Origin of the sequence: Psychrobacter sp. Ps1 (assembly GCF_022129425.1) — a bacterium.
Classification (GTDB): Bacteria; Pseudomonadota; Gammaproteobacteria; order Pseudomonadales; family Moraxellaceae; genus Psychrobacter.
Map to the genome: position 1 here is coordinate 1 of NZ_JADQAN010000046.1, position 5,125 is coordinate 5,125.

Genomic DNA, 5,125 nt, shown 5'->3' on the forward strand with positions numbered 1-5,125 from the left:
AGCGCGTAATTTTAAGTCAATGCTTTATCTGGCGTGTACTATCGTTCATTGTAAGATGAATTGAAGACACGCCCTAGTCAATATGGAATATAGAAATGCTAGAACCATTACAGACCCAAGATGCATCGACTTGGCTAATTCATGCAGTTTATTATAATAATCTATGGCATCAATGCGATGATTATTTACGTACAAACCCACTTCCTGAACTCAGTAAAGTTGAAAATAATTATTATAAAAGCAGACGTACTTTACTGTTGAACCAAAAACAGAATTGCCAGCTTACAGCATTAAGACTGACTTATAGCGAGAGTCAACTAAATGAATATCTAGAGCATGATTTGATACTAATGCTTGACCCTGATGAAAAAGGCATAAATGGAGATGGTGTTTTTTATTCACTTTATGCTCGTCAGCATCCAGATAGAAAATGTCATATTCCCTACAGTGTTTTGCTAGAAAATCTAACCAAAAAAGAGCAACTTTTTTTTAACCTTTAACCTTTTGTTTAATTTGAGAGTCATATGGATTTAGGTAATATATTACAGAGTATACTTGGGCTGGTTTTTAATAAATTTGAAATTACGGCAATGGCATTAGAACATAACCCTTATATATTCTTTGCTATTTTAATAGCATTTTTATTTTTTATTGCAACTGGTGCTTTAGCGCTGAAAAAGACTAACAATGGCGCAAGTAGTATCCTAAAGTTTGCGCCTAGTATCTTAACCAGTTTAGGGCTATTAGGTACATTTTTTGCTCTTACCGAATCTTTAGTAGGGTTACAGCTAAATGATTTAGGTAATATCAATAATGAAAATTTGTCTGACTTCATTAAAAGCTTAGGTTCAGTTTTTAGTTTTTCTATATTAGGTATAAGCTCTGCAATATTTTTTATGATTGTTAACTTCTCCATATTGGCTCGTAGAAACAATCAAATTTTAAGTCAAAAAGTTAATTCTAAAGTTGAAATGCAAAGTCGCCAAACTAAGTTAGATACACTTAATATGTCAACTTTAAATGAACTGAAAAGCCATAGTCAGTATCTGAACAATTTGGCTAATATTTCATCCAAAACCAATATTCAAAGTGATTATTTACAAGAAATAAGTGGTCTGACTAAGCAGCAAGGTGATGTGCAAAAAACCCAAGCAGAAGCGCAGCAGCAACTATTTATGACTCTTAGTAATACTTTGACTCGTATGTCTAGTGCGATTACAAATATCGAAACTGGCTACGATATGGACAAGCTGGGCGATGTTATTTCCGAAAAAATTGGAGAAGTACTCACAGAACCCTTAGCTAAAATGACTCAGGCATTAGAAAAAAATAATAGTGATGTCATTCATAAGTTATTGGCTGATTTAAAAGAAGATATATTAATACCTATCAAAAATGAAATTGCCGCTACCAATGAGACGACCAGTAAAGTTATTGAGGCAGTTGATAAGAGTCAAGTCACTAACACTCAGTTGATTGTAAAACTGGGGGATGTGACTCAGCAGATGGGTAATTTTGTCACAAATACAAATTTACTAGTCAGCGCAATGGCGTCTACAGTAGATCAGATGGAAACGTTACAGCAAAATCAAGATAAAACATTAAAAGAATTCAATACTGATCTACAAGACAATCTTGCTGGTATTCAGCCTGCCATTGAAAAGGGTATGAAAGCTGCTGAAGACGGCATGACAAGCTCAATTACATTAGCAACCACTGCTATGAAAGGTGCAATACAAAGTGGTGTCGGAGAAATATCATCGACAGTCGCTAAAATGGGTGAGTTACAGGTTACTCAGGACAAAACACTAACAGACTTTAATGTTGGTTTAAAAGAGAACCTTGCAAGCATTCAGCCTGCTATTGAAGAAGGTATGGAGACTGCTAAAAATGGAATGGTAAGTTCGATTACGTTGGCGACAACCGCCATGAATACGGCGATGACTGGTGTCATTAAACAAATATCTAAAGATGTTGTTGATAATTTAAGTAGTGTATTAGGCGACTTTAACAACAATATGGATCGCCACTTAACTCGTATGAACAATGAGCTTTCAGATACAGGGTCACGAGCAGCTGTCTTGATTGATTCTAGTGCCAGTGCATTAAGAGATACTTTAGGTGATATTGATAAGACATTAGATGACTCCTCAAAAAAACTAAAAGACGAATTAGAAGCCTTCAGAACAGAGTATCAATTTAGCCTAGATACTTTCTTCACACAACAGAATGAAGCCCTTGAGAAAACCCTTGGTGTCCAAAATAAGCGATTACAGGAAACGGCAGATCAACTCGGTAAGCAATTTGAAAGCATGGACAAAGCGCAACAAAAACTGAATGAAGAATCATTAAAGACCATAGATAGATCGCGTGAAGTATATGAGCCATTATTGAATCAAATGGCAACCATCGCCACCACTTTAAACAAAGGTCATGGTACGTTAGTCAGAGACTTACGCGAGATGCGAGAGCATACCGAAGATATTAATAAGGCTCTTGAAGAATTAGGGGAGACGATGCCAAAAGAGTTTACCAACGCATTTGCAACCCTTAACGATGCTTATATAAATAAGTTCAATACCAGCAATGAAGCGTTAGAAAAAATAATGAACGAGATGATAACAGCCTCTGCGGTGTTGTTAACAGCCAGTAATAGTCAACATTCAGATGACGAGTAAAGGAGCACACACATGCTAATGTATGACGATGAACCTTTAGAGAGTTATGAAGAGGATGCCACGACATGGATTGCTTTAGCTGACATGATGACAGGATTGATGGCAATATTCTTGGCATTGAGTATCGCCATCTTGTCCATGCAGCAAGATAAAAAAGACGCTATTATTTTGGCAGTATCAGACAATTTAAAGAAAGTGTTAGAAGAAAAAGGCATTCCTGCCAATATTGATAAAAAAACTGGACGGCTTATCGTTTCAGAAAAAACTAACTTCGGTTATGGCGCAGCGACGCTTAAAGAGGAAGGCAAGCAAAACCTTGATATTATTATGCCTCTCTATGCCAAAGCTATATTTGAATTGACTCCTGAGCAGCAGAGCCGAATTGATCGTATTGTCATTGAGGGTCATACCGATAGCGTTGGTAGTTATACCTCCAATATGACTTTAAGTACCCAGCGTGCCAATGCTATCTTGGCGCATGTCGATGCTATGCCAGACTTTTCTTACAAGCAAGTTTTTTTACAAAAGCTCACGGCTGTTGGACGCGGTGAAAATGATGCCAGTACCTCAGATGAGGTCGCCAATCCTAATGATAGAAACGTGGTGATACGGTTTGAGTTTAAGGAAGGCGATGATCAAGAGACTTCTTTAAAAACTCCAGAAGATACGGTTCGGAAACTGAATCAAATGACCTTAACACCATAAACATGAGTAACTGTTCGCCATGAAAAAAAGTATGTCTGTTAATTTTACTGTCGACTTTTCTCACATTAATGCTGACAACATGAAATCGTTAATTCATCAGCCCTTGTTTGATACCATGCCTTGGCAAGCATTGGATTTGAGTGTTTTGCAAGAAGTGGATATCGATGCTGATCTTAAAAAACGTGCCGAGCAAAAATTTGATACTTTAAAAATAAACCAGACCAGTGCCTTTAGTGTTATTGATGTACTGGCATTAGTGATCATCGAAAATGAAGAATGGAAAAATAAAGCCATTGCTAAAACTGTCACTAATAATTGGTGGCTATCTGCTCTAGAGATGGAGGATCAACAGGCACTATATGCCAGCTTAGTATTGGTACTGCAATATCAGCGAAACCCTGAGTTGTATGAGAAATTTGCTAATATATATGCCTTAAAAGCACTAATAGGAATGTTATTAGCAGATGATAGTTATAAGTGGCAAGACAATATGCTTAAGCTTTCAGTGAAAGCCTTATTGTCTCAGCAACCTAGCCATTTTGCTACAGTAGCATTAGAAAACCATATTACAGTTCATCAACTGTTATCCAAGCATAAACTGCCAGTGAGTACGGATTTTGAAAGTAAAGCAAATGAAGAGTGGCTTGCTCTATATCTAAAACTGACAGAAAAACAACTATCTTCCTATAGCCGCGCCATTAACCCTTATCTCAAGCGTCGGTCCGATATACATTCTGCCGTCAGTCGTGCTGAATCGATTTTTAGTAATCGTTACTTTAAAACAGATTTATCGACACTCGAAAAGCAAACGCACAAATTTACGGATATTCATATATGGCTAAAAGAGTGGAATAAAAATCCTGCATTCAAGCAATTATTAGGTAAAGAATATCAACAGATTCTGCGTTGCTGGCTGGGGGCAGGAAACTATTACCAATTAGAAAAAGCGGTGAGGTACATCGCGCAAGTCAACGATGAAGATATTGAAAGTAATCGTAGTATCTCTATCAACCGCTATATATTTTGGACAAACTACCAGCAGCATATTATCGATTATTGGTTATTGATTCCTAGTAATCAACAAGCTAAGTACCAACCTATATTTGCCACTGCTAACATTAAATTGGTGAGTAAGGAGTCCACCTTAAATTACTCTAGTTCAATGATTGCAGAAAATGTAGCTTCGGTACCAACAGTCTTACTTAAGTTTGATGATTATTACTTTATTCAGCCTTTAGTTAACACAGGAGGGAAAGCTGACTTAGTGATGACGAGCAGTGTGGCGCTCCTAGATAGCGCATTACAACCTAATGAAATAGAAAGCCATGTTTTTAATAACATTGAACTCAATCTTATCCATGATCATATGTTTTTGTGGCAACGAGATATGGCAATGTGCCTGAAAGAGAGTTTTAAAATCATTATGGGTAATCCTAATAGGTTTGTGTACACGCCTACTTTTGGTGATAGCTTTATCAATCCAAGTAAGAATATAGACCATAAAGGACGATTAGAAAATATAGAGCGTTGGTATAAATACTCTCGTCACAAAGATGAGTTGGATAAATATGCTATTAGCTACCAAAAGCGTCATGTACGGCATGGATGATTGAACCACTCTAGGATTGTAGTGGTCAACTAATCTAGGACACCTGATAAGAGATTTTGACCCCTGCCGTCAATCCCGTAGAATTAAACTTGGGAGATTTTAGTTACGCAGCTTGACGATAATAATCAAACCA

General features: G+C 36.9%; 4 protein-coding genes. All 4 read left to right on the forward strand.

Going from position 1 to position 5,125, the window contains the following annotated elements:
- Positions 1-95: 95 nt before the first annotated feature.
- Genes I3249_RS12885 through I3249_RS12900 form a run of 4 tightly spaced genes read left to right on the forward strand, consistent with a single transcriptional unit; the run spans position 96 to position 4,992 of the window.
- Positions 96-500: a hypothetical protein gene (locus I3249_RS12885; RefSeq protein WP_102094033.1), complete on the forward strand. Its 405-nt coding sequence runs from the start codon at positions 96-98 to the stop codon at positions 498-500.
- A gap of 24 nt (positions 501-524) precedes the next feature.
- Positions 525-2,678: a hypothetical protein gene (locus I3249_RS12890; protein WP_238070224.1), complete on the forward strand. Its 2,154-nt coding sequence runs from the start codon at positions 525-527 to the stop codon at positions 2,676-2,678.
- Between the two features lie 12 nt (positions 2,679-2,690).
- The gene (locus I3249_RS12895) at positions 2,691-3,383 is read left to right on the forward strand and encodes an OmpA family protein (RefSeq protein WP_238070225.1); all 693 of its coding nucleotides are present in this window, start codon (positions 2,691-2,693) and stop codon (positions 3,381-3,383) included.
- Positions 3,384-3,414: 31 nt separating this feature from the next.
- A complete protein-coding gene (locus I3249_RS12900) occupies positions 3,415-4,992 on the forward strand; it encodes a hypothetical protein (RefSeq protein ID WP_238070226.1) in 1,578 nt (525 codons plus the stop codon).
- The last annotated feature ends 133 nt before the right edge of the window (positions 4,993-5,125 follow it).